Origin of the sequence: Streptomyces sp. NPDC053542 (genome assembly GCF_044544685.1) — a bacterium.
Classification (GTDB): Bacteria; Actinomycetota; Actinomycetes; order Streptomycetales; family Streptomycetaceae; genus Streptomyces.
In genome coordinates this window covers 33740-57610 of the sequence record NZ_JBITXL010000002.1, presented here as the reverse complement: position 1 = coordinate 57610, position 23871 = coordinate 33740, and the positions used below count along the sequence as shown (strand labels likewise).

21 protein-coding genes and 1 pseudogene are annotated in these 23871 nt (G+C 70.4%); 19 read left to right on the top strand and 3 right to left on the bottom strand.

Going from position 1 to position 23871, the window contains the following annotated elements; all coding sequences use genetic code 11:
- Positions 1–10 precede the first annotated feature (10 nt).
- The 14 genes and pseudogenes from ACIGXO_RS04575 (at position 11) to ACIGXO_RS04510 (ending at position 14977) form a co-directional block, all read left to right on the top strand.
- On the top strand, positions 11–1228 hold the full coding sequence (locus ACIGXO_RS04575; protein ID WP_399780150.1) for a trans-sulfuration enzyme family protein: 1218 nt from the start codon (positions 11–13) through the stop codon (positions 1226–1228).
- A 91-nt stretch (positions 1229–1319) separates the two neighbouring features.
- Complete coding sequence (locus tag ACIGXO_RS04570; protein WP_399780147.1) at positions 1320–1832, top strand: MaoC family dehydratase; 513 nt, start codon at positions 1320–1322, stop codon at positions 1830–1832.
- Between the two features lie 43 nt (positions 1833–1875).
- Positions 1876–2715 (top strand): class I SAM-dependent methyltransferase, encoded by an 840-nt coding sequence (locus ACIGXO_RS04565; RefSeq protein ID WP_399780144.1) that lies wholly within the window; start codon positions 1876–1878, stop codon positions 2713–2715.
- Positions 2712–3782: a methyltransferase domain-containing protein gene (locus tag ACIGXO_RS04560; RefSeq protein WP_399780141.1), complete on the top strand. Its 1071-nt coding sequence runs from the start codon at positions 2712–2714 to the stop codon at positions 3780–3782. The genes ACIGXO_RS04565 and ACIGXO_RS04560 overlap by 4 nt, the downstream gene beginning before the upstream one ends.
- 43 nt (positions 3783–3825) lie before the next feature.
- A complete protein-coding gene (locus ACIGXO_RS04555; protein WP_399780138.1) occupies positions 3826–4716 on the top strand; it encodes a diiron oxygenase in 891 nt (296 codons plus the stop codon).
- 38 nt (positions 4717–4754) lie between these two features.
- Positions 4755–5633, top strand: a complete 879-nt coding sequence (locus ACIGXO_RS04550) for a hypothetical protein (protein ID WP_399780136.1) — start codon at positions 4755–4757, stop codon at positions 5631–5633.
- 1 nt (position 5634) lies between these two features.
- On the top strand, positions 5635–6102 hold the full coding sequence (locus ACIGXO_RS04545) for a holo-ACP synthase (RefSeq protein WP_399780133.1): 468 nt from the start codon (positions 5635–5637) through the stop codon (positions 6100–6102).
- 10 nt (positions 6103–6112) lie between these two features.
- Complete coding sequence (locus ACIGXO_RS04540) at positions 6113–6355, top strand: acyl carrier protein (protein ID WP_399780130.1); 243 nt, start codon at positions 6113–6115, stop codon at positions 6353–6355.
- A 2-nt stretch (positions 6356–6357) separates the two neighbouring features.
- A complete protein-coding gene (gene metK, locus ACIGXO_RS04535) occupies positions 6358–7572 on the top strand; it encodes a methionine adenosyltransferase (RefSeq protein WP_399780127.1) in 1215 nt (404 codons plus the stop codon).
- A 58-nt stretch (positions 7573–7630) separates the two neighbouring features.
- Positions 7631–8614 (top strand): carbohydrate kinase family protein, encoded by a 984-nt coding sequence (locus ACIGXO_RS04530; protein ID WP_399780124.1) that lies wholly within the window; start codon positions 7631–7633, stop codon positions 8612–8614.
- Entirely contained in the window at positions 8611–12069 is a 3459-nt protein-coding gene (metH, locus tag ACIGXO_RS04525; protein WP_399780121.1) for a methionine synthase, read from the top strand. The genes ACIGXO_RS04530 and metH overlap by 4 nt, the downstream gene beginning before the upstream one ends.
- Positions 12066–12926, top strand: a pseudogene (gene metF, locus ACIGXO_RS04520) (methylenetetrahydrofolate reductase [NAD(P)H]). Before metH ends, metF begins: the two are co-directional and overlap by 4 nt.
- Positions 12907–14304: an adenosylhomocysteinase gene (gene ahcY / locus ACIGXO_RS04515; protein ID WP_399780118.1), complete on the top strand. Its 1398-nt coding sequence runs from the start codon at positions 12907–12909 to the stop codon at positions 14302–14304. Before metF ends, ahcY begins: the two are co-directional and overlap by 20 nt.
- Positions 14305–14314: 10 nt before the next feature.
- Positions 14315–14977 (top strand): maleylpyruvate isomerase family mycothiol-dependent enzyme, encoded by a 663-nt coding sequence (locus tag ACIGXO_RS04510; protein ID WP_399780115.1) that lies wholly within the window; start codon positions 14315–14317, stop codon positions 14975–14977.
- Between the two features lie 45 nt (positions 14978–15022).
- Here the strand turns inward: ACIGXO_RS04510 and ACIGXO_RS04505 are convergent, their stop codons facing one another.
- Positions 15023–15763 carry a PIG-L deacetylase family protein gene (locus ACIGXO_RS04505; RefSeq protein ID WP_399780112.1) on the bottom strand — a complete coding sequence of 247 codons (741 nt, stop codon included), beginning with the start codon at positions 15761–15763 and terminating at the stop codon, positions 15023–15025.
- A gap of 175 nt (positions 15764–15938) precedes the next feature.
- On the opposite strand from ACIGXO_RS04505, the gene asnB reads away from it, so the two are divergent.
- From asnB to ACIGXO_RS04480, 5 genes are all read left to right on the top strand, one after another.
- Positions 15939–17729: an asparagine synthase (glutamine-hydrolyzing) gene (asnB, locus tag ACIGXO_RS04500; protein ID WP_399780109.1), complete on the top strand. Its 1791-nt coding sequence runs from the start codon at positions 15939–15941 to the stop codon at positions 17727–17729.
- The gene (locus ACIGXO_RS04495) at positions 17717–18679 is read left to right on the top strand and encodes a PrpF domain-containing protein (RefSeq protein WP_399780106.1); all 963 of its coding nucleotides are present in this window, start codon (positions 17717–17719) and stop codon (positions 18677–18679) included. The genes asnB and ACIGXO_RS04495 overlap by 13 nt, the downstream gene beginning before the upstream one ends.
- A gap of 130 nt (positions 18680–18809) precedes the next feature.
- The gene (locus ACIGXO_RS04490) at positions 18810–19556 is read left to right on the top strand and encodes an SDR family NAD(P)-dependent oxidoreductase (protein WP_399780103.1); all 747 of its coding nucleotides are present in this window, start codon (positions 18810–18812) and stop codon (positions 19554–19556) included.
- Positions 19557–19623: 67 nt separating this feature from the next.
- On the top strand, positions 19624–21186 hold the full coding sequence (locus tag ACIGXO_RS04485) for a class I tRNA ligase family protein (protein ID WP_399780100.1): 1563 nt from the start codon (positions 19624–19626) through the stop codon (positions 21184–21186).
- Positions 21187–21849: 663 nt separating this feature from the next.
- Positions 21850–22152: a hypothetical protein gene (locus ACIGXO_RS04480; RefSeq protein ID WP_399780097.1), complete on the top strand. Its 303-nt coding sequence runs from the start codon at positions 21850–21852 to the stop codon at positions 22150–22152.
- Positions 22153–22212: 60 nt separating this feature from the next.
- Here ACIGXO_RS04480 and ACIGXO_RS04475 read toward each other — a convergent pair whose 3' ends face one another.
- Together ACIGXO_RS04475 and ACIGXO_RS04470 are read right to left on the bottom strand one after the other, a co-directional pair.
- Positions 22213–22641, bottom strand: a complete 429-nt coding sequence (locus ACIGXO_RS04475; protein WP_399780094.1) for a Fur family transcriptional regulator — start codon at positions 22639–22641, stop codon at positions 22213–22215.
- A 154-nt stretch (positions 22642–22795) separates the two neighbouring features.
- Positions 22796–23851 carry a LuxR C-terminal-related transcriptional regulator gene (locus tag ACIGXO_RS04470; RefSeq protein ID WP_399780091.1) on the bottom strand — a complete coding sequence of 352 codons (1056 nt, stop codon included), beginning with the start codon at positions 23849–23851 and terminating at the stop codon, positions 22796–22798.
- Positions 23852–23871 lie beyond the last annotated feature (20 nt).

The window sequence follows — 23871 nt, the reverse complement described above, 5'->3', positions numbered from 1 at the left end:
CACCCGGGCAGTGCATGTCAGCAAGGAACCGCTCGGCGGTGCCGGCCGGCCGCTCAGCGTGCCGCTCGTCCAGTCCTCCGCCTTCGCCTTCGACTCGGCCGACGCGCTGGCGGAGGCGATGGCAGGGCCGGACGGCCAGTACGTCTACAGCCGGCGCGGCAACCCCACGGTGCGCGCGCTGGAGCGCACCGTCGCCGACCTCGAAGGAGGCGCGGCGGCGATCGCCTTCGCCTCCGGCATGGGAGCGATCAGCGGTGTGCTGCTGGCGCTGCTCAGACCCGGTGACCACGTCATCGCGCAACAGTGCCTGTACGGCGGTACGTACGCGGTGCTGTCGGACCTGGCGAACAGGTACGGAGTCGACGTCGATCACGTGGCGGGGCAGGACGTGGACGAGTTCACGCGTCTGATCCGGCCGCGCACGCGGCTGCTGTTCCTGGAGACCATCGCCAACCCGACCGGACGGGTCCCCGATCTCGACGGGCTGCTCGCCGCGGCGCGGGGGAGCGGTGTGGTGAGTGTGGTGGACAACTCGCTCGCTTCGCCCGTGCTCTGCCGTCCGATCGAGCACGGCGCGGACGTCGTCGTGCATTCCTCGACGAAGTACCTCGCCGGCCACTCCGACGTGCTGGGCGGGGTGGCGGTGTTCGCCGAGGACGGGCTCCGGCGGGAGGTCTGGCCGCGTACGGTCGAACTGGGCGCGGCGCCGGACCCGTTCGCCGCCTGGCTGACCTTGCGCGGGCTGCCCACGCTGCCGCTGCGGATGCGGCAGCACTGCGCGAACGCCGAGTTCCTGGCGGGCCGGCTGGCCGGCCATCCCGCGGTGACCGCCGTCCACTGGCCCTGGCTGGCCGGTCATCCCTCGTACGCCGTGGCGCGCAAGGTGCTGGCGGGCGGCGGCGGCATGGTCTCGTTCGAGCTTGCCGCGGGGCGCGCGGCGGGGCGGGCGTTCGTCGAGCGGGTGCGGCTGGCCCAGCTGGCGCTCTCACTGGGCGGTGTGGAGACCCTCGTGACCCATCCGGCCTCCACCTCTCACCGGGAGCTGGACGCGGCAGCGCTCGAGGCGGCCGGTATTGGTGCGGGAACGGTGCGGATGTCGGTGGGCATCGAGCACGCGGACGACCTCTGGGCCGACATCGACCAGGCGCTGGGCGACGTGCACGTCACGGACCACATCGACGACCAGGAGCGTCAACGGGGCGCAGCGCGGCGAGCGTTGGGCGATTGAGGCGTAGATTTGGATTGACAAAATAAATGGTCGATTCGTAGATTGGGGGTGGCTCAGAGAACTTCTCTTCAGCTCAAGGGGGAGGCGCGTCATGCGCTATTTCGAGGACTTCCGCGAGGGTGACGTTCATGAACTCGGCACCGTCACCGTGACGGAGGAGGAGGTGCTGGAGTTCGCGCGGCGGTTCGACCCGCAGCCGTTCCACACCGACCCCGAGCTCGCGAAGCAGTCGCCCTTCGGCGGGCTGATCGCCAGCGGATTCCACACCTCGGCGCTGTTCATGCGGCGTTACGTCGACGGACTGCTCGCCTACAGCGCCTGCGCCGGCTCGCCCGGCATCGACGAGGTCCGCTACCACCGTCCGGTCCGGCCCGGTGAGACCCTCACCGCCCGCATCGTGGTCCTCGGTTCGCGCCCCTCTCTGGGCAACCCCGCCACCGGCATCGTGCAGCCCCGCTGCGAGCTGGTGGCCCCTGACGGGACGGTCGTGTTCAGCATGATCCTGCACAGCATCTTCCGGCGGCGCCCTGCCGACTCCTCCGCCCGCACCCCCGTGCCGACGCCCGCGGTGGAGGACCCGGTTCCCTGCGCACGGATCAGCTGAGCACGGCCGTCCTCCCACACCGTCCTAAGTGAAGGGGGCCTTCGTGGAGGCCGTATCCCGCACCGCCCAGTGGACCGCCGCAGCGCGGGCGCTGGAGACCGAACGCGAGGACCGGCTGTTCGCCGACCCGTACGCCCGCACCGTCGCCGACGACATCGGCTTCGAGCTGCTGGAGCGCTACGCGAGCGCCGGAACCGTACCGTTCCTCGCCATCCGCACCACCTACCTGGACCGCGCCATTGGCCGCGCCGTCGCCGCCGAGGGCATCCGCCAGGTGGTCTTCCTCGCCGCCGGCATGGACACCCGCTTCTACCGGCTGGACTGGCCTGCCGGTGTCACCGTCTACGAACTCGACCGTCCCGCGCTGCTGGAGGCCAAGGCGGCCATGCTCGCCGAGGAGCCCGCTCCGGCCGGCCGGGAGCGGCGCGCCGTCGCCGTCGACCTCACCCAGGACTGGACCGGGTCCCTCAAGGAGGCGGGCTGGCAGTCGGAGCAGCCCACCCTCTGGGTCGTGGAAGGGCTGCTGTTCTTCCTTCCCGAGGCGGCCGTCCGCGGCCTCATCACCACCCTGGCCGGGCAGAGCGCCCCCGGATCGGTCCTCCTCGGCGACGCCATCAGCGCCGCCACGCTGGAGAACCCGCTGTCCAGGTCGTACCTCAAGGTCCTTGAAGACGACGGAAACCCCTGGCTGTTCGGCACGGAGGAGCCCGAGCGGCTCCTCACCGAGTGCGGATGGTCGGTACGCGAGGTCAAGCAGCCCGGGGAGGAAGGCGCGGACTTCGGCCGCTGGCCCTACCCGGTGCCGCCGCGCGAGAGGCCGCGCGTCCCCCGGTCCTTCCTGTTCACCTGCGACCTGCCCACCGGCGAGGAGAACCCGTCATGACCACGGTGACGACCACCCCGGCGACCAACGCCACCGACTTCCACCAGCGGATCATCGGAGACGCGGCCGCCGCCGTGCGCGGGCTGACCGTCTCCCTCGGGCAGCGGCTCGGCCTGTACCGCGCGCTCGCCGAGCACGGACCGCTCACCCCGGCCCAGCTCGCCGAGCGCACCGGGATCAGCGAGCGGTACGCCGTGGAGTGGCTGCACGCCCAGCTCAGCGCGGAGTACGTCCAGCGGCAGGACAGTACCGACACGTACATCCTGCCGGCAGGGCACGTGGCCGTACTGGCCGACCCCGACGCCGTGACCTACGCGGCCGGTTTCTTCACGGCCCTCAAGGCGCTGTACGCCACCGAGGACCTGCTCGTCGACGCCTACCGCACCGGCGACGGCGTCGGCTGGGCCGAGCACGACCCGGCCCTGGACACCGGCATGGGCAGCTTCTTCGAGCCGACCTACCAGCACCGCCTCATCTCCGACTGGGTGCCGTCGCTGCACGACGTCTCCGGGAAGCTGGCGGCGGGCGGCACGGTCGCGGACGTCGGCTGCGGCGTCGGGCACACCACCCTGCTGATCGCCGAGGCGTTCCCGAACGCCACGGTCCACGGCTTCGACTACTCCGAAGAGGCCATCACCCTCGCCCGGCAGCTCGCCGAGGACGCCGGCCTCTCCGACCGGGTCGTCTTCGACGTGGCCTCCGCCGACGACTACCCGGGCACCGGATACGACCTCGTCACCTTCTTCAACTGCCTGCACGACATGGGGGACCCGGTCGCGGCGGCGCAGCACGTGCGCAAGTCCCTCGACGCCGACGGTACGTGGATGCTCGTCGAGTCGAACGTCTCGCCCGACGACGTCGACGCCGGCACCCCGGCCGCGCGCATGTTCATGGCGCTCTCCGCCGTGATGTGCCTGCCCGTCGCCGTCGCCCAGCGCGGCCCGCACGCCCTCGGAAACCACTCCGGTGAGCAGGCATTCCGCGCCATCGCCACCGAGGCCGGCTTCGGCCGCTGGCGGCGCGCGACGGAGACGCCGGTCAACGCGGTCTACGAGGTCAGGCCCTGAGCGCCCGGACCGTCCTGCCACCACCGAACCAAGGAGAACCGTTATGGCCGGCTCCGCCCTGCCCACGTCCGACCGCTTCCTGGAAGTCCTCGCCAGGCTGAGCGAGAAGTCCGTCGAGGACTACTACAACCCGTACCAGCAGTTCGACTGGCCCGAGCGGCTCGACGAGGACCGCATGTGGATGAGCCCCGAGCTGCTCACCCCGTACGGCACTCCGTACTTCGACGAGCTGGGCGAGGACACCATCCGCCGGCTCTCGAAGTGGGAATCGGTGAACTTCTACAGCCTCAACGTGCACGGCATCCGGGAGCTGCTGATCGAGGTCGTCGGGCGCATCCACATGCCCGGCTTCGAGGTGCCCTCGGACTTCTTCCACCACTTCATCGGCGAGGAGAACGAACACATGTGGTTCTTCGCCGAGTTCTGCCGCCGCTACGGCGGCAAGATCTACGGTTCGACCGCGCTCCGGGCGGACTCCGCATGGGAGCCCGAGGCCGAGAACTTCCTCGTCTTCGCCCGGATCCTGTTCTTCGAGGAGCTGGTCGACCACTACAACTCGCGGATGGCACAGGACGCTTCGCTGTGCGACACCATCCGCCACGTCAACCGCATCCACCACCAGGACGAATCCCGGCACATCGCCTTCGGCCGCGAGCTCGTCTCGCTGCTGTACACCCGGATGCGGGAATCCCTCAGCGCGGAGCGGCTGGCCGAGGTCGAGGCGTACCTCAAGCGCTACGTCGTCTTCAGCGTCAACTCGCTCTACAACCCGCACGTCTACCGCGACGCGGGCGTCGCCGACCCGCTGGGCCTGCGCAACGCGCTCATCGCCGACGAGGCGCGACGCGAGCACGAGCGCAAGGCCATCCGCAAGCCGCTCGCCTTCTTCCGCAAGACCGGCATCTTCTCGGACGACACCCTGCCGGCGATCTGACCCCGCGCACCCTCCTACCCACCATTGCGAGGTGGACCGTGACCACAGCACCACCTGCCCAGCCGCAGACGGGCCTGCCGTCCCTCGGCCCCGAGGGCACCGCCCTGCTCCGACTGCTCGACGACACCTTCGAGAGCTGGGGCGTGGCGGCCGGCGCCCGGTCGATGACCATGCCCCCGCTCCTTCCGGCCGCGGATCTCGCCCGGCTCGACTACTACGACAACTTCCCGCAGCAGGCCGTCGTCGCCGCGCCACTCGACCTGGCACGACGCGACGCCTCGCCCTTCTGCGCGGACACCGGCTGTTTCCCCTGCCAGGCGCTCCAGCCCGCGGAACTCGGCCTGCCCTCCGCCTCCTGTTACGCCGTCTTCCTGGACCACCAGGGACAGCAGGTGGCCGGTGACTCGCTCGTCACCATCGTGGGCTGGTGTTTCCGGCAGGAGCAGTACTACGAAGGACTGCGCCGCCAGCTCGCCTTCCGGATGCGGGAGATCGTCGCCATCGGCAGCCGCGACCACGCCGAGGCGCACCTGTGCAGCTTCACCGAGCGCATCGCCGCCTTCGCCGAGGCTCTCGACCTGCCGCTGCGCAAGGAAGCCGCCTGCGACCCCTTCTACGACAAGGGCAGCACCAAGGCGCTGATGCAGCGCCTCTCGCCCGTCAAGCACGAGTTCCTGTACGAGGACCTGGCCATCGCCTCGGTCAACACGCACCGCAACTTCTTCGGCGACCGGTGCGACATCACCCTCGCCGACGCCGGCGGTCCCGCCTTCACCAGCTGCGTGGCCTTCGGCCTGGAGCGCTGGCTGTCCGCTCTCACCCGCCGCCACGGCAGCTGGGAGGCGGCGACCGAGGCGGTCCGGCGGGCGAACGCCGCGGCTCCGGTCGCCGCGCTGTCCGGCGGGCCGGTGACCTGAGGTGCCGGCCCGTCCCACCGCCCCACCGGCGGGCGGCCTGGGCTGGGCGAATCTCGGCATGGACATCGTGTCCGTCACCCGCGTCCGCAGGCTTCTCACCGAACACGGCGAGGAATTCTTCGGCCGGATGCTCGACGCCGGTGAGCTGGACGACTGCCGTACGTCCACCGGCCTCGACCTGCTCGGCCTGTGCGGCCGCATCGCCGCCAAGGAGGCGGCGTTCAAGACGCTGCGCGTCCGCAATGTGCTGCTTCCCTGGCGGGACATCGTCGTGCGGCGTGCGGACGGCGGCTGGCCGGTGGTCCGGCTCAGGCGCAGAGCAGCCGAGTACGCCGCACAGGCCGGCATCACCGAGATCACCGTGAGCATCAGCCACGACGTGGACTACGCGGTGGCCGTGGCCGCCCCGATCATCGGCGACCAGCCCCCATCCCGCACTCACCCCTCCACCGAATCATCGGCACCGTAAGGAGCACTCCATGAACGACGGTCTGCAGCAGGTCAAGGACTGGATCCTCAAGCGCCACCCGGAGCGCGAGGACATCCCCGGCGACCTCGACCTGATCGAGAACCGCCTCATCGACTCCCTCTCCTTCGTCGAGTTCGTCTTCCTGCTGGAGCAGCAGTGCGGGAAGGCCATCGAGATGGAGACCCTGGAGGTCGACGCCATCCGCACGCTCGACGCCATCGAGACGAACTTCTTCTGTGCGGAGGTGGACTGACGATGAGCAGACGGCTCTTCACCTCGGAATCCGTGACCGAGGGCCATCCTGACAAGATCGCTGACCGGATCAGCGACACCGTCCTGGACGCCCTGCTCGCCCAGGACCCGGCGGCCCGGGTCGCGGTGGAAACCCTGATCACCACCGGCCAGGTGCACATCGCCGGCGAGGTCACCACCACCGCGTACGCGCCCATCGAACGGCTCGTCCGTGAAGCGGTGCTCGACATCGGCTACGACTCGTCCGCCAAGGGTTTCGACGGCGCCTCCTGCGGAGTCTCGGTCTCCCTCGGCGCGCAGTCCCCGGACATCGCCCAGGGCGTGGACACCGCGTACGAGAAGCGGGTCGAGGGCTCCGCCGCAGGCGACGAGCTGGACAAGCAGGGCGCCGGCGACCAGGGCCTGATGTTCGGGTACGCCTGCGACGAGACCCCGGAGCTGATGCCGCTCCCGATCCACCTCGCGCACCGCCTGGCCAAGCGCCTCACCGACGTCCGCAAGGACGGCACCGTCCCCTACCTGCGGCCCGACGGCAAGACCCAGGTCACCATCGAGTACCAGGGCAGCCGCCCCGCGCGGCTGGACACCGTGGTCGTCTCCTCGCAGCACGCCGGTGACATCGACCTCGACTCGCTCCTGACCCCCGACATCCGCGAGCACGTGGTCGAGCACGTACTCGGGCAGCTCGCCGACGACGGCATCAAGCTGGCGACCGACGGCTACCGGCTGCTGGTCAACCCGACCGGCCGGTTCGAGATCGGCGGCCCGATGGGTGACGCGGGCCTGACCGGCCGGAAGATCATCATCGATACGTACGGCGGCATGGCCCGGCACGGCGGCGGCGCCTTCTCCGGCAAGGATCCGTCCAAGGTCGACCGCTCCGCGGCGTACGCCATGCGCTGGGTCGCGAAGAACGTGGTGGCGGCCGGCCTGGCCACACGCTGTGAGGTCCAGGTCGCCTACGCGATCGGCAAGGCCGAGCCGGTCGGCCTCTTCGTCGAGACCTTCGGGACCGCGATCGTCTCCCAGGCCCGGATCGAGGAGGCCATCACGGAGGTCTTCGACCTCCGCCCCGCCGCGATCGTCCGCGACCTGGACCTGCTCCGTCCCGTCTACGCGCAGACCGCCGCCTACGGGCACTTCGGCCGCGAACTCCCGGGCTTCACCTGGGAGCGCACCGACCGTGCGGCGGCCCTGCGCGCGGCCGCGGGCGCCTGACGCGCGGACCGGAGCCCGACACGCGGACCGGAACCTGACATGTGGACTGGAGCCTGACATGCGGATCGCGATCACCGGGTCGATCGCCACCGACCATTTGATGACCTTCCCCGGGAACTTCACCGACCAGCTGCTGTCCGACCAGCTCGACCGGGTCTCCCTCTCCTTCCTCGCGGACCGGCTCGATGTCCGCAAGGGCGGCGTGGCGGCCAACATCTCCTTCGGGCTCGGCCTGCTCGGGCTGCGCCCGGTGCTGGTCGGAGCCGTCGGGGCCGACTTCGAGCCGTACCGCGTATGGCTCAAGCAGCACGGCGTGGACACGGACTCCGTCCGGGTCAGCGAGGAGCTGCACACGGCCCGGTTCGTCTGCACCACGGACCGGATGCAGAACCAGATCGCGACCTTCTACGCCGGCGCGATGACCGAGGCCCGCCACATCGACCTGGGAGCGGTCCTCGAACGGGTCGGGCGCCTCGGCCTGGTCATGATCTCCCCGGACGATCCGGAAGCGATGGTGCGGCACACGCGGGCGTGCCGCTCCCTCGGCATCCCCTTCGCGGCCGACCCCTCCCAGCAGCTGGCCCGGCTGGACCGGGCGGCGGTACGCGAGCTCGTGGACGGCGCGCGCTGGCTGTTCACCAACGAGTACGAGGCCGCCCTGCTGCTGGAACGGTCCGGCCTCACCGAGGCGGAGGTCCTGCACCGCGTCGGCTGCTGGGTCACCACGCACGGGGCGGCGGGCGTCCGCATCCACCGGGAAGACCGGCCCCCGCTCGCGGTACCGGCCGTGGAGGTCGCGGGTGTCGTCGACCCGACGGGGGTGGGCGACGCCTTCCGCGCCGGCTTCCTGGCCGGCATGGCGTGGGGCGTGCCGGAGAAGTGCGCCGCCCAGCTCGGCTGCGCCGTCGCGGCCACCGCACTGGACTACGTCGGCACACAGGAGTACCGCCTCTACCGGGACTCCCTCATCGCGCGCATCCGCAACACGTACGGCGTGGGCTGCATCGCCCACCTGGTCGTGCACCTGGGGGAGCTGACATGACAGTCGAACGGGGGGCGGCACTCCGGCAGGCGCTGCGGTCCAGGGTCGTGGTGGCCGACGGAGCGATGGGCACCATGCTCCAGGCCCAGGACCCCAGCCTGGAGGACTACCAGGGACACGAAGGCTGCAACGAGATCCTGAACCTCACCCGGCCGGACGTCGTGCGGGCGGTGCACGAGGAGTACTTCGCGGTCGGGGTGGACTGCGTGGAGACCAACACCTTCGGCGCGAACCACGCGGCGCTGGGGGAGTACGACATCCCCGAGCGGGTCCATGAGCTGTCCGAGGCCGGCGCGCGCATCGCCCGCGAGGCCGCGGACGCCTTCGCCGCAGCGGACGGGCGGGCCCGCTGGGTGCTCGGGTCGATGGGTCCGGGCACCAAGCTCCCGACGCTGGGGCACGCACGGTACGAGGTGCTGCGCGACGCGTACGAACAGAACGCAGCAGGTCTTATCCATGGCGGTGCGGACGCGCTGCTGGTGGAGACGGCGCAGGATCTGCTGCAGGCCAAGGCGGCGGTGCTGGGGGCGCGGCGGGCCCTGGAGTCGGTGGGCGCCGATCTCCCACTGATCGTTTCGGTCACCGTGGAGACCACCGGCACGATGCTGCTGGGTTCGGAGATCGGCGCGGCGCTCACGGCCCTGGAGCCGCTGGGCATCGACGTGATCGGCCTGAACTGCGCCACCGGTCCTGCCGAGATGAGCGAGCACCTGCGCCACCTGGCCCGGCATGCGGGAGTGCTGTTGTCCTGCATGCCCAACGCGGGCCTGCCGGTGCTGGGCAAGGACGGTGCGCACTACCCGCTGAGCCCGGAAGAACTGGCCGATGCCCAGGAGGAGTTCGTCCGGCAGTACGGGGTGTCGTTGGTGGGCGGGTGTTGTGGCACTACGCCGGAGCACCTGCGGCAGGTGGTGGAGCGCGTACGTGGCGTTGCGCCGGCGAGCCGGGTGCCACGTAGGGAACCGGGAGCGGCGTCCTTGTACGCGCATGTCCCGTTCCGCCAGGACACCTCGTACCTGGCGATCGGTGAGCGGACGAATGCCAACGGCTCGAAGAAGTTCCGCGAGGCGATGCTGGAGGGCCGCTGGGACGACTGTGTGGAGATGGCCCGGGACCAGATCCGCGAGGGCGCGCACATGCTCGACCTGTGCGTGGACTACGTGGGCCGGGACGGCGTGGCGGACATGCAGGAGCTGGCCGGGCGGTTCGCCACCGCCTCGACCCTGCCGATCGTGCTGGACTCCACCGAGGTGCCCGTCATCGAGGCCGGCCTGGAGAAGCTGGGCGGCCGCGCGGTCATCAACTCGGTGAACTACGAGGACGGGGACGGCCCGGAGTCCCGCTTCGCCCGGGTCACAAAGCTGGCAGTCGAGCACGGCGCGGCGCTGATCGCGCTGACCATCGATGAGGAGGGCCAGGCCAGGACACTGGAGAAGAAGGTCGAGATCGCTGAGCGGCTCATCGATGACCTGACAGAGCACTGGGGCGTGCGGGAGTCGGACATCCTCATCGACACCCTGACCTTCACCATCTGCACCGGTCAGGAGGAGTCCCGCAAGGACGGCATCGCCACGATCGAGGCGATCCGGGAGCTGAAGCGGCGCCACCCGGAGGTGCAGACCACGCTGGGCCTGTCGAACATCTCCTTCGGTCTGAACCCGGCCGCGCGCATCGTGCTGAACTCGGTGTTTCTGGACGAGTGTGTCAAGGCGGGGCTGGACTCGGCGATCGTGCACGCGTCGAAGATTCTGCCGATCGCGCGGCTGGACGAGGAGCAGGTCAAGGTCGCCCTGGACCTGATCTACGACCGCCGCGAAGAGGGCTATGACCCGCTGCAGAAGCTGATGGAGCTGTTCGAGGGCGCCACCGCCAAGTCGCTGAAGGCGGGTGCGGCCGAGGAGCTGGCGGCCCTGCCGCTGGACGAGCGCCTGCAGCGCCGGATCATCGACGGCGAGAAGAACGGCCTGGAAGCCGACCTGGACACCGCCCTTGAGACCCGTCCGGCCCTGGACATCGTCAACGACACCCTGCTGGCGGGCATGAAGGTGGTCGGCGAGCTGTTCGGCTCGGGCCAGATGCAGCTGCCGTTCGTGCTGCAGTCGGCCGAGGTGATGAAGACCGCGGTGGCCTATCTGGAGCCGCACATGGAGAAGGTGGAGGGCGACGAGGGCAAGGGCACCATCGTGCTGGCCACCGTCCGTGGCGACGTCCACGACATCGGCAAGAACCTCGTCGACATCATTCTCTCCAACAACGGCTACAACGTCGTCAACCTCGGCATCAAGCAGCCGGTCTCCGCGATCCTGGAGGCCGCCGAGGAGCACAAGGCCGATGTGATCGGCATGTCCGGGCTGCTGGTGAAGTCCACGGTGATCATGAAGGAGAACCTGGAGGAGCTCAACACCCGAGGTCTTTCAGAGCAGTTCCCGGTGATTTTGGGCGGCGCCGCCCTCACCCGCGCCTACGTCGAGCAGGACCTGCACGAGATCTACGAGGGCGAGGTCCGCTACGCCCGTGACGCCTTCGAGGGTCTGCGCCTGATGGACGCCCTGATCGCGGTCAAGCGCGGCGTGCCGGGCGCCACCCTGCCCGAGCTCAAGCAGCGCCGCGTACCGCTACGGGAGCTTCCCCCGGCGGAACCGGAGGAGGCCGGCCGCTCGGACGTCGCCACGGACACCCCCGTACCCGCCCCGCCGTTCTGGGGCACCCGCATCATCAAGGGCATCCAGCTCAAGGAGTACGCCTCCTGGCTGGACGAGGGCGCCCTCTTCAAGGGCCAGTGGGGACTCAAGGGCGGCACGGTCGAGAGCGAGGGCCGGCCGCGGCTGCGCATGTGGCTCGACCGGCTGCGGACGGAGAACCTGCTGGAAGCGGCTGTCGTCCACGGCTACTTCCCGTGCGTGTCCAAGGGTGACGACCTGATCATCCTCGACGCGAACGGTGCCGAGCGCACCCGCTTCACCTTCCCGCGCCAGCGCCGCGGCCGCCGGCTGTGCCTCGCGGACTTCTTCCGCCCGGAGGAGTCCGGCGAGACCGATGTCGTCGGGCTGCAGGTCGTCACGGTCGGCTCGAAGATCGGCGAGGAGACGGCCAAGCTGTTCGCGGCCGACTCCTACCGTGACTACCTGGAGCTGCATGGCCTCTCCGTCCAGCTCGCCGAGGCCCTCGCCGAGTACTGGCATGCCCGCGTCCGCTCGGAACTCGGCATCGACGGCAGCGATCCGTCCGCCATGGACGGCATGTTCCGCACCGAGTACCAGGGCTGCCGCTACTCGCTCGGTTACCCGGCCTGCCCGGACCTGGAGGACCGCGCGAAGATCGCCGAACTGCTCCGGCCGGAGCGGATCGGCGTGACGCTCTCCGAGGAGTTCCAGCTGCACCCCGAGCAGTCCACCGATGCCCTCGTCGTCCACCACCCCGAGGCGAGCTACTTCAACGCCGGAGGCCGCGCGTGACGACCTTCTCCTTCGAGTTCTTCCCGCCGAAGACGCCGGCGGGCGAGCGGTTGTTGTGGCAGGCGATCCGGCGCGCGGAGGCGTTGAGCCCGGACTTCGTGTCCGTGACGTACGGCGCCGGCGGCTCGTCGCGGGACCGTACGATCGAGGTGACCCGGCGTATCGCGGACGAGACGACCCTCCGCCCGGTCGCGCATCTGACCGCCATCGGGCACTCGGTCGCCGAACTGCGGGCCGTCATCGGCCAGTACGCGGACGCCGGCATCCGCGACGTGCTGGTCCTGCGCGGCGATCCGCCGGGCGACCCCAGAGGCGTATGGCATCCGCACCCGCACGGCCTGACGCACGCCTACGAACTCGTCGAACTGGTCCGCTCGTTGGGCGATTTCACCATTGGCGTGGCGGCGTTCCCCGAGAAACACCCGCGTTCGCCGGACTGGGAGAGCGACATCCGGCACTTCGTCGCCAAGTGCCGGGCCGGCGCCGACTACGCCATCACCCAGATGTTCTTCGACGTCGAGGACTATCTGCGGCTGCGTGACCGGGTGGTGGCGGCGGGCTGTGACACCCCGATCATTCCCGAGATCATGCCGGCCACCGACGTCCGCTAGATCCGCCGCTTCGCCGAACTCAGCAACGCCGCTTTCCCCGAGGACCTCGCCCACCGGCTGGAGGCGGCTCGCGACGACCCGGCCACCGCCCACCGCATCGGCGTCGAATACGCCACCGCCATGGCCGAACGGCTCCTCGCCGAGGGCGCCCCCGGACTGCACTACATCACCCTCAACCGCTCCACCGCGGCCCTCGACATCCACCGCGCCATCCTGACCTCAAGGAGTGTCCGTGTCCGTGCCTGACCACAAGGTCGCCGACCTGTCCCTGGCCGCCTTCGGCCGCAAGGAGATCACCCTCGCCGAGCACGAGATGCCCGGTCTGATGGCGATCCGCAAGGAGTACGCCGCCGCGCAGCCGCTGGCCGGCGCCCGGATCACCGGCTCGCTGCACATGACCGTGCAGACCGCCGTCCTCATCGAGACCCTGGTCGCCCTCGGCGCCGAGGTCCGCTGGGCGTCCTGCAACATCTTCTCCACCCAGGACCAGGCGGCGGCTGCCGTGGCCGCGGCCGGCATCCCGGTCTTCGCCTGGAAGGGCGAGACCCTGGAGGAGTACTGGTGGTGTACGGAGCAGGCGCTCAGCTGGCCCGGCGGGACCGGCCCCAACATGATCCTGGACGACGGCGGTGACGCCACCCTCCTGGTCCACAAGGGCGTCGAGTACCAGAAGACGGGCGAGCTGCCCGCGGCCGACAATGAGGAACTCGCCGTTGTACGCGCCCTGTTGGAAAACAGCTCCATCGACTGGGCGAAGCTGGCCTCGGAGATCCGTGGTGTCACCGAGGAGACCACGACCGGTGTGCACCGGCTGTACGAGATGCACCGCGACGGCACCCTCCTCTTCCCGGCGATCAACGTCAACGACGCCGTGACGAAGTCGAAGTTCGACAACAAGTACGGCTGCCGGCACTCCCTGATCGACGGCATCAACCGCGCCACCGACGTGCTCATCGGTGGCAAGACCGCCGTGGTCTGCGGCTACGGCGACGTGGGCAAGGGCTGTGCGGAGTCGCTGCGCGGCCAGGGCGCCCGGGTGATCGTCACCGAGATCGACCCGATCTGCGCGCTGCAGGCGGCGATGGACGGCTACCAGGTCACCACGCTGGACGAGGTCGTCGAGACGGCCGACATCTTCATCACCACGACCGGCAACAAGGACATCATCATGGCCTCGGACATGGCCAAGATGAAGCACCAGGCGATCGTGGGCAACATCGGCCACTTCGACAACGAGATCGACATGGCCGGCCTGGCGGCGATCGAGGGCATCGTCAAGGACGAGGTCAAGCCGCAGGTGCACACCTGGACCTTCCCCGACGGCAAGGTCCTGATCGTGCTGTCCGAGGGCCGTCTGCTGAACCTGGGCAACGCCACCGGTCACCCCTCGTTCGTGATGTCCAACTCCTTCGCGGACCAGACGCTGGCCCAGATCGAGCTGTTCACCAAGCCCGAGCAGTACCCGACCGATGTGTACGTGCTGCCCAAGCACCTGGACGAGAAGGTCGCCCGGCTCCACCTGGACTCGCTGGGCGTCAAGCTCACCGAGCTCCGTCCCGAGCAGGCCGCCTACATCGGCGTCGAGGTCGAGGGTCCGTACAAGCCCGACCACTACCGCTACTGAGAGGAGGGACATGACCGGTTACGAGCGTGATCCGGAACTGCCAGGACGGTTGCTGCGCACCGAACGTGACGCGCTGATGCCGTTGCTGCGCGCAACGCCGGAGGACCGGTTCGCCCTCCGTACGGCGTGCCCCGGATGGACCGTACGGGACGTCCTCGCGCACTGTGCGGCGGCGCTCGTACGGATCGTCGAGGGACGCCTCGAGGAGGGCGTCTTCCTGCCGGAGGCGAACGCCGCTGATGTCGCCGAGCGCGCGGACTGGCCGCTCGCCCGGATCCTGGACGAGCTGGAGCGCGGCTTCACCGAGGCCGGTCCGGCGATCGCGAAGTACGAGGACGGGACGCTGGACGCCGTGGCGTTGGGGGAGTGGGTGCACGCGGGAGACGTGCGCGAGGCATTCGGCGTTCCGGGGGCCTACGCCGGGGCCGCGACCGAGGTGGCCCTGCCGCTTCTCGCCATGGCCAGCAGGCGGCGGGAGACGCCGCGCCTGCATGCCTACCTCGACGGCTCGGCCGTACCGCTGGAGCTCGGCAACGAGACCGAGGGGCGGCCTGCCGCGTCCTTCCACGGCGACACACCGTCCCTGATCCGTGTCTACTCGGGCCGGCCGCTCGTCGGCACACGGTACGAGCTGTCCGGCGCCAGCGAAGAGGAGCTGCTCATTTACCGCTGACGCACCGTCATCCGTACCGTCACTCCCCTCGTCACTCCCCCCGTGTCACTCCGTATTGACGATCTGGAAGGCTTCGGCGAGGCGGCCTGGTGGCAGGCCGCCCGCCCGTGCGTGTTCGGAGAGCCAGTCACGCAGCAGGCCGGCCAGGTCGTCGAAGTGTGCGGTCTGGGAGGTGTGGATGCGCAGGGCGTCGACCTTGCGGTCGAAGACCGGGGTGACGTCGACGTACTGATTGGGGGAGGGGCCCGTCATCAGCCACAGTTCGGTGACGACCCATGGCTCAAGACCCTCCTCCTTGAGGAGTTCCTGGTGCGCGAAGGGGTTGCGGGCCTCCGGGTAGATCGCGCGGAGCGCCGCATCGCCGACCGCTCGGTGGTCGGGGTGCAGGTCGGCGACCCGCTGCCAGTTGATCTCGGGGCTGGGGATGATGGCCCGCTGCGGCCGTACCTCGCGTATCACCCTGCACAGGTCGCGGCGCAGGTCGACGCTCGGCTCGACGAAGCCGTCCGGGTAGCCGAGGAAGCGGATGTCGTGGACTCCGCTGAGCTTCGCCGAGTGGGTCTGTTCGGCACGGCGCAGATGCGCCATGGCCTGGCGCGGCAGCTGCTCGTCGTATCCTCCCGCGCCGCCGTCCGTGACGATGCAGTACGTCACGCGGGTGCCGTGGGAAATCCACTGCATCACGGTGCCGCTCACGCAGAACTCGATGTCGTCCGGGTGCGCGGCCACGACCAGCAGACTCTCGGGCGCGGAGCGGTCGGGGGAGTCGGTAGTGAAATCACCCATGCGGCCAGCCTGGTGAGCGGGCGGGTGGCCGACAAGGCGGGGGCGATGGCGCGTTCGCGTCATGGCACTTACGCGCCAGACAAAAAATTGGTAGCTTCAAATCATTGATTGAGCAAGAAGAGCTGGTTCGGCCGGGCCTGTCGTGGGCCCGCTTGAGCATCCGGAGGCGACCGGCATGTGCAGGATCTTTGGCTCCTTCGCGGTCGGGGCCACCCGGCCCGAACTCGCGGCGGTCTCGGCGCGGCAGCGGCACGGCGGCCCCGACCAGCGTGGTGCGGCGCGCGGGCCGGGCTGGTCACTCGGCTGCGACCGGCTGGCGATCACCGACCCGGCCGGGGGCGCCCAGCCCTACCGCCTCGCGGCAGTGCCCGGAGTGCTGGCCGTACTGAACGGTGAGATCTACAACCACGCGGAGCTGCGCCGCCGCCTCACCGCCCGCGGGCACCGCTTCCCGGATGCCTGCGACGGCAGCCTGCTTCCCGCGCTCTACGCGGAGTACGGGCCGGCGTTCGCCGAGCACCTGGACGGCATGTTCGCCATCGCCGTGCTCGACCTGCGGTCGCGGCCCCAACTCGTCCTGGCCGTCGACGACATGGGCATGAAACCTCTGCACTACCACTGGTCCGAGGGCGGTGCCGTCCGGTTCGCCTCGGAGATACCGGCGCTGCTCGCCTTCGACGGTGTACCGGCGGTGCCCCGTGACGACGCCCTGGACACGGTGCTGGCGACGCGTACCGCGCTCGGGACGCACACCGCGCTGGAAGGCGTCCGGGTACTGCCGCCCGGCGCCACGGCAGTGATCCGGAGCGGTGAGCCGCTCCGGCTGCGGCAGCGGGCGCCGCATGCGGCGGCCGCCCATGGCGAGGCCCAGGACGTGCTGCGCCACGAGGTGCGGCGGCTGGCACGGACCGGGAGTCCGCTGTGTGCCATCACCAGCGGCGGCCTGGACTCCGGGCTCGTGACGGCGCTCGCCGCCGAAGAAGTGCGGGAAGCCGGCGGCGGACCGCTGCACACCTTCCACCTCTCCTACCGGGGACGCTGGCCGGCCGCCGAACACGAACACGCCCGGGCCGTCGCCCGCCGGTCCCGCACCGAACACCACCACATCGCCGTCGACCCCGCCGAGTTCGGCTCACTGCTCACCCGTACGGTCCGCCACATGGGCCAGCCGAACGCCGACCCCATCGCACTGAGCACCTACGCCCTGTTCCGCGCGGTGCGCGAGGCCGGCTTCACCGTGGCGCTCACCGGTGACGGCGCGGACGAGCTCTTCGGCGGTTACGACCGGATGCGCGCCGCGCTGGCCGCCCCGGCAGGCACCGACTGGATCTCTCCGTACGTCGATGCGCTCGGCGCCGCACCGCGGCTGCTGCGCGAACGGCTCTACACCCCGGCCTACCGCGCGTACCTCGCGGAGCGGGGCTCGGCGGCGGACCGGATCACCGCCGAGCTGCGCGCGCACGCGAGAGAAGACGCGGACCGGCTCGCCACGCTCACCCGCTTCGAGACGGGGCGCCGACTGCCGGCCTACCACCTGCGCCGCGTCGACCACCTGAGCATGGCCTGGGCGGTCGAGGCCCGCATGCCGTTCTGCCAGCCGTCGGTGACCGCGTACGCCCGAAGCCTCCCGGTGTCCGCGCGGAACGGGAAGCGGGCGCTGTACGAAGCGGGCCGCGGGCTGCTCCCGGCCGCCGTCCTGCGCCGCCCCAAGCAGCCGTTCACCCTGCCGGTGGCCGCCATGCTCACCACCGGGAGCCCCCTGCTGGACACCGTCTGCGAGCTGCTCTCGCCCGCGCGGCTGCGACGAGGCGGCAGGGTCCGCGCCGACCGGGTGCAGGCGCTGCTGGCCCGGCAGCTGGCCCGCCCCTCCGACACCGACGCGCTCGCCCTCTGGGGCATCGCCGTGCACGAACTGTGGACGGAGGTCGTCCAGGGCATGCGGATCCCCGCCGGATGCGCCGCGTGATCGCGGACGTCGTCCGCGCGGAGGGCGCGCCGGGGCCGACCCTCGTGCTCGACCGGGACCGGCTCCCGCCCGGCATGCTCGCCTCCCGGTCCGACCTCGCCGCTGTACGGGCGTGGCTGGAGCGGTCCGGGCGCGGGCACATCCGCAAGCTCGGACTGTACGGAACCTCCGCCGACCCGGCGTACGACCTGGACTACCGCTTCGTGCAGTGTCTGCCCGGCGGCTTCGACTTCCGCACCGGGTGCGGGCACTCGCTCCTGGCGTGCGTGGCCGCACGCGGGCTGACCGGGCCGGTGCGGGTACGCGCGGTGACCACGGGAGACACCGTGGTGTGCGAGCCGGAGCCCGGGGGGACGTACACGGTGCGTCTTGAGCGGCCCGGCCCGCTGGCCGCCCTGCTGCCCACCGGCAGGCCGCTCGACCTGCTCTGCGGGCTGCGGGTGACGCTCGTACGGTTCGGCAATCCGTACGTCCTCGTGAACGCGGCCGACCTCGGTCTGCGGTCCGGGCGGGAGCTGTTCACGGCCGATGACGCCGTGCTCGCCCGGCTCCGCGAGGTCCGGGCGGCCGCCGCGGCGGCCCTCGGCCATCGTCCGGACGGTGCCGTGCCGAAGGTCGCCGCGCTCGCCGTGGACCGTGCGGGGGCACTGGCCGTGCGGGCGGTCACGGTGCCCGCATGGCATCCGAGCCTCGCACTGACCGGTGCCCTGTGCGTCACCGCGGCCGCGGCGGTCCCGGGGACGCTGCCGGAGCTGCTGACGCGGGCGGGTGGCGGGGCGCCCGGGGCTTCCGGCCGGCGGCCCATGCGCCTGTTGACCCCGGGCGGGGCCGTCGCCACCTCGGCGGCCACGGCCGGGTCCTGGCTGCGTGACGTGAGCGTGCACGGCAAGCGTGCCCGCGTCGTCGAGCGCGGGGTGCCGCTGCCGTGGCGTATCCACGTCACGGCGTGAACGCGCAGCCCTTCACGGCCCTTTCGTGCTGAATCCTCTGCCAGGCTGGTGACCGGAGACTCCCCGAATTCCTGCGCATTCCGGGGGAGTCCGGATCCCTTTGTGTCCCCAGCCGGGAGAGCCGACGAGAATGACATTCGAGAATCTGCACGTCGTGGTCACCGGCGCCTCGCGCCATTTCGGGCGGGCACTCGCCATCGGATTCGCTCATCTGGGCGCCGAGGTATATGTCTCGGCCCGGACCGTCGAGGCGGCGGAACGCACCCGTACAGAGGTGGTCGGTGCGGCCCGCGAACGCATCCACGCATTCGGCTGCGACTTGAGCAGGCCCGCCGACATCCGGGACTTCGCCCGCCAGGTCGGGGAGCGTACCGACCGGGTGGACCTGCTCGTCAACAATGGCGCCCGCTGGCTCGACGGGATGGAGTTCGAAGCGGCCACCGACGACCAGATCGTCGAAACGATCGAGTCGACGGCCGGCGGCAGCGTCCTGATGGTGAAGCACTTCCTGCCGCTCCTGCGGGCGTCCCAGCGGCCCGACATCATCAACATGGTGGCGGTGAGCGCCGCTTATGGACCGGGGAACGCGGCAGCACCGGCGCACGAGGCGTTTTACGCGGCCAAGAGCGCGCAGGCCGGATTCGCCGACATCCTCTCGCGACGCCTCGGCCCTTCGGGGGTACGGGTCTTCTCCCTCTATCCGCCCGACTTCTCGACCTCGGACCCGAAGTCCGTGGAGTGGGAGGGAATGGGCGGCGCGAACCCCTCGCAGCAGGACGAGAAACTCACCACGCAGGCCCTCTTCGAATGCATCGTCTACGCGGTGGAACAGCCGAGGGACTGCTTCATCCGGTCGTTCCACTTCGAACCCCGCTGAGACCGGCACCGCATTTCCGACGTCACCCGCACCAATTCCGCGTACCACGCGTCAAGGAGGTCCATCCGTGCCCACGCCTCTCTGGATCACGGCGACCCCACCCGCCCCGCACGGCGAACTCCACATCGGGCATCTGGCCGGCCCGTATGTCGCCGCCGACGTCCTCGCCCGCTTCCTGCGCGCCGACGGCCGCCCGGTCCTGTTCACCACCGGCACCGCCGACCACGCGGTGTCGGTGGAGGAACGGGCGCTGCGTACCGGCCGCAAGGCGGCGGAGGTCGCCGAGGGCTACCACGCAGCGATCACCGCCGACTGGCGGCGCTCCGGCATCACCTTCGACCACGTCGTCCAGCCGCTCGGCGACCGCGGTTATGTCCGGTGGATCCAGGACCTGTTCCGCCGGCTGCACGCCGAAGGGGTCATCGCCCCGCGAGCCCGGCTGCTGCCGTACTGCGAGCCGTGCGACCGCTGGCTGTACGGTGCGCGCGTCACGGGAGGCTGTCCGCGCTGCGGGGTGCCGGGGGCGGGCGGCGTCTGCCGCACGTGTGCCTGGCCGAACGACTGCGGCGACCTGCTCGAACCGTCCTGTGGCCGGTGCGGAACGGCTGCGTCGCTCCGCCGCTGCCGGCGGCTGTACCTGCCGTTGGAACCGTTCCGGGAGACGCTCGCCGACTACTGGAACACCCTGGACCTGCCTCCGCGGCTCGCCGCACTGTGCGAGAGCCTGATCGAGGACGGACTCCCCGACGTGTCCGTCGGACACCCCGGAGACTGGGGCATCGCGGTCCCGGTCGACGACTTCGCCGACCACCGCATCGACGCCTGCTTCGAATCCGCGGCCATGCAGCTGTTCGGCCACGCGTCGAGGGACGAGCCCTGGCCGGAGCGCACAGTGCACTTCTGCGGATTCGGCCACGCCTTCTGCCACGCCGTGCTGCTGCCCGCGCTGTTACTGGCCCAGGGCGTGAAACTGCCGCAGGACTTCCACGTCAACGAGGGATTCCGCATCCAGGCCGGCGCCGACGAGGTGTGGGCGCTGGACCTGCTCACCGAATTCGGCTCCGACACGCTGCGCCGCCACGTACTGGAGGCGCGCCCGGTCGGCAGGGACACCGTCTTCGACCGCGACCGCCTCGCACAGGCCCGGCAGGTGCTCGACGGCACCTGGAACGGCTGGCTCTCACGGCTGTTCGCCGCGATCCGGGAGGAGAGTTCCGGACTGGTGCCGCAGGTACTGCCCGGGGGAACCGGATGGGACACCCACGTCCGGCGGATGAACCGGGGAGTGGCGGAGCTGCGCGAGGCATACAGCCTCGACTCCTTCGATCCGCGCAGGGCCGTGGCGATGCTCGATGAGATCGTGCGGTCCACGGACGACTTCGGGCACGTCAACGCCCATGAACGGCGGCGGCCGCACCGTGACGGGCGGCATCTGGCGCCCCTCGTGGCGGAGCTGAGCGTCGCCGCGGCGCTGACCGCGTGGGCGCGTCCGGTGATGCCGGAAGGAGCCGACCGGCTCGCGGCGGCACTGCGCATTGCTCCCGGCGGCCCGGTGGACGAGGACGCGCTCGCCGCCCCGGCGGCCGGCACGCGCCTGGACCCGCCTTCGGGATCCGTCTTCGGTTTCTGACGACGGTACGCGGACCACGGACATCCGGTGGTCCGCGTACTCGCGTGTGCGGCACCTGCAAGCGGGGCCGCGGCGTCCGCTCCCGAAGGAGGAGTGCCGGGACGCCTGGCGGAGTTCTCCCTGGCCTTGCTGCGCGACGCCGCGCGCGACGGCACGCCGCCGTACGACCTCAGCCACTCGCACTACTGGCTCTCCGGCCAAGTAGGGCGGGTGGCCGCTGCGCGCTGGCCCAGGGCTGCGCGGCCGGCTTCTCGTCCCCGTCATCGGCGGTCTCAGCGGTGCCGGCCGCGACGTTGGAGGCGTACGGGAATGCGCTGAGCCGGACCGGTGACCGGCGGGGCAGAGGCGGCGGCAACGCCCCTGCCCCAGTGGGCACTCCCCACCTGGAGGAGAGGGAGCGCCGCGGTTCGAGCCTAGCAGGTCTCTTTGTCTCACCAAAAGAATGGTGCATCCCAGAGACGGCCGTTCGGTACGGAATTCGGCCAGTCGGCAATAAGGCGCGAGAGAAAGTCTGACGCACTTTTGCCATGGCGCGGATGCGACGCACGAGGACCCTGGTTCCCAGGGTGGCGACAGGTAATTATCTAAGTGTCTTCCCCGCGGCACCCGGCGGCACGGGTGAGGGGAGATCCACGTAATTCATTTTCGTCACCTGGAGGAATCATGTCCGTTGCCACCCGAGTTCACGTCCCCGCGACCGGCCTGCGCGCCGCCCTCCGGCAGTTCGCCCTGGCGGCCCTGCTGTGTTCCGCCGTCGCCGCGCCGGCGGTCGTTCCGGCGCTGGGCGAGGTGGCTGTCCGCATCACCGCAGGCGGCGAGGACAACACCTGGCCGGTGCAGCCCGCGCCCGTGACGCTGGCCGCCTCGCTGGGCGGGGAGGACAACACCTGGCCGGTCCAGCCGGTCACGTCGGCCTCGGTGTACGGCACGGACGACAACACCTGGCCCGTGCAGCCGGCCGCGTAACGGCGCGCAGATCGCGCGAAAGGCTCCGGTCCGCTTCTTCCCGAGCGGGCCGGAGCCTTTTCATGCCTTCCGGCAATCGGGGCAGAGCCCTTTCATGATGATCTCGGTGTCGTTCATCCGCCAACCACGCAGACCCTTTTCCGGCGGAACCGGATCCTCGTACTCAACATTCTCCACCCGGCCGCAGCCGGTGCAGAGCGCGTGATGGTGCCGCTTCTCCGCGATCTCGAAAACGGCGGGAAAGCCCGGCCGTTCGAACTTCGTGACGAGCCCGGTGTCCAGGAAATGCCGCAGCATGTCGTAGACCGCCTGGCTGGTGAGTGTGCCCAGCCGGTCGCGGGCCGCGGCCGTGATGGCTTCCACGTCCAGGTGGCTGCCGTCGGACAGTACTTGCAGCACCTCGAGCCGCGGGCCCGTCACGCGCAGGCCGACGTCGCGGAGCCGCTGGATCACCGCGTCCCGTTCGCTCGCCGCCGTCTCTCGCACCATCGCTCCGCCATCTGGTGAGACCAAAACTTTGCTCGCATCGTACCTCTTGCCGCGCCAGAAGGCTTGGGGCGTGCGGGCAGGACGGACCACCAGAAGGGGGCCGGGAGGACGGTGGGCGCGCGCAGGGAGCGGTGTGACGGCCGGACGTTCTCGTTCAGTCGAGCCAGCCGAGGCGCGTGGCGCGCACTCCGGCCTCGAAACGGCTGGACGCTCCGAGCTCCTGCATCAGCTCGGACAGCAGCCGGCTCACGGTGCGCAGGGACACTCCGAGGCTGCGGGCGATCTTCTCGTCCTTCATGCCCGATGCCAACATGCGCAGCGCGGCGCGCTGTTGCTCGGAGAGCCCGTCGCCGCCGCGTTCGGGCGCGAGTTGTTCGCCGAAGGGGACGGCGGTGTGCCAGCAGTGCTCGTACAGCGCGAGGTACGAGCGGACCAGCGCGGGCCCGCGGGCGAGGATGGCGCCCGCCGAACTGTCCTCGGGATCGACCGGCAGCACGGCGAACTGATGGTCCGCGATGATCATGTTCATGGGCACGACGGGGGACAGGCGGAGTTCGACGCCCAGCTCCACCTTCTGCCGGAAGTGCTCCGCCATGTCGGGTACGGAGGCGAAGCGCTGGTTGAAGATCGTCCGCACCCGCACGCCGTTCGCGATCTGACGCCGGTCGCGGCTCAGCGGGCGCTCCGGGACCTCCCGTTGGAGCGCGCTCGGATGCATCGAGGCGAGGTCGTGCTGGATCACGTCGGTGATGTCCTCCAGCACCTGCTGGATGCGCCGGTAGTCGGTGAGGACCTCGACCTCGACTTCGGAACCGACGAGGGAGCCGGCGCGGAGGAAGCTGCCGGCGAGGGTTTCCAGGGTGCTGTACGCCTCGTCGGCCTGGTGGAGATGCTCACGCAGGCGGAGCCGTTCCTTCTCCAGCAGGCGCAGTAAGGCGATCTCGGGATCGATGACCGCCACCGCGTCGGTGTCGGACTCCGCCCGCTTGCCCGAGGCCAGCGCGAGCTGGTTGTCGTGGGCGGTTCCTGTGTGGACGATCAGGCCGAGGTCGAGCAATTCGTTGCGACATCGCTCGCGTTCTTCCGGGCCGAGGGCCATATCGGAGACCACCGCATCGAAGCTGGACGCGCCACGCGACCGCAGCTCCTGGTAGAGAGCGAGTGCCAGGTCAGTGGATTGCGTACGCGCCTTGCCACCGGCTTTGACCACGCTAAAGGCCCCCCATGTCC

Excerpts from the sequence above, each read along its gene's own strand:
- ACIGXO_RS04480 (WP_399780097.1), top strand. The coding sequence starts at position 21,850 with ATGTCCGTTGCCACCCGAGTTCACGTCCCCGCGACCGGCCTGCGCGCC.
- ACIGXO_RS04490 (WP_399780103.1), top strand. The coding sequence starts at position 18,810 with ATGACATTCGAGAATCTGCACGTCGTGGTCACCGGCGCCTCGCGCCAT.
- ACIGXO_RS04540 (WP_399780130.1), top strand. The coding sequence starts at position 6,113 with ATGAACGACGGTCTGCAGCAGGTCAAGGACTGGATCCTCAAGCGCCAC.
- ACIGXO_RS04560 (WP_399780141.1), top strand. The coding sequence starts at position 2,712 with ATGACCACGGTGACGACCACCCCGGCGACCAACGCCACCGACTTCCAC.
- ACIGXO_RS04570 (WP_399780147.1), top strand. The coding sequence starts at position 1,320 with ATGCGCTATTTCGAGGACTTCCGCGAGGGTGACGTTCATGAACTCGGC.
- ACIGXO_RS04555 (WP_399780138.1), top strand. The coding sequence starts at position 3,826 with ATGGCCGGCTCCGCCCTGCCCACGTCCGACCGCTTCCTGGAAGTCCTC.
- ACIGXO_RS04530 (WP_399780124.1), top strand. The coding sequence starts at position 7,631 with ATGCGGATCGCGATCACCGGGTCGATCGCCACCGACCATTTGATGACC.
- ACIGXO_RS04510 (WP_399780115.1), top strand. The coding sequence starts at position 14,315 with ATGACCGGTTACGAGCGTGATCCGGAACTGCCAGGACGGTTGCTGCGC.
- ACIGXO_RS04475 (WP_399780094.1), bottom strand. The coding sequence starts at position 22,641 with ATGGTGCGAGAGACGGCGGCGAGCGAACGGGACGCGGTGATCCAGCGG.
- ACIGXO_RS04495 (WP_399780106.1), top strand. The coding sequence starts at position 17,717 with ATGCGCCGCGTGATCGCGGACGTCGTCCGCGCGGAGGGCGCGCCGGGG.
- ACIGXO_RS04505 (WP_399780112.1), bottom strand. The coding sequence starts at position 15,763 with ATGGGTGATTTCACTACCGACTCCCCCGACCGCTCCGCGCCCGAGAGT.
- metH (WP_399780121.1), top strand. The coding sequence starts at position 8,611 with ATGACAGTCGAACGGGGGGCGGCACTCCGGCAGGCGCTGCGGTCCAGG.
- metK (WP_399780127.1), top strand. The coding sequence starts at position 6,358 with ATGAGCAGACGGCTCTTCACCTCGGAATCCGTGACCGAGGGCCATCCT.
- asnB (WP_399780109.1), top strand. The coding sequence starts at position 15,939 with ATGTGCAGGATCTTTGGCTCCTTCGCGGTCGGGGCCACCCGGCCCGAA.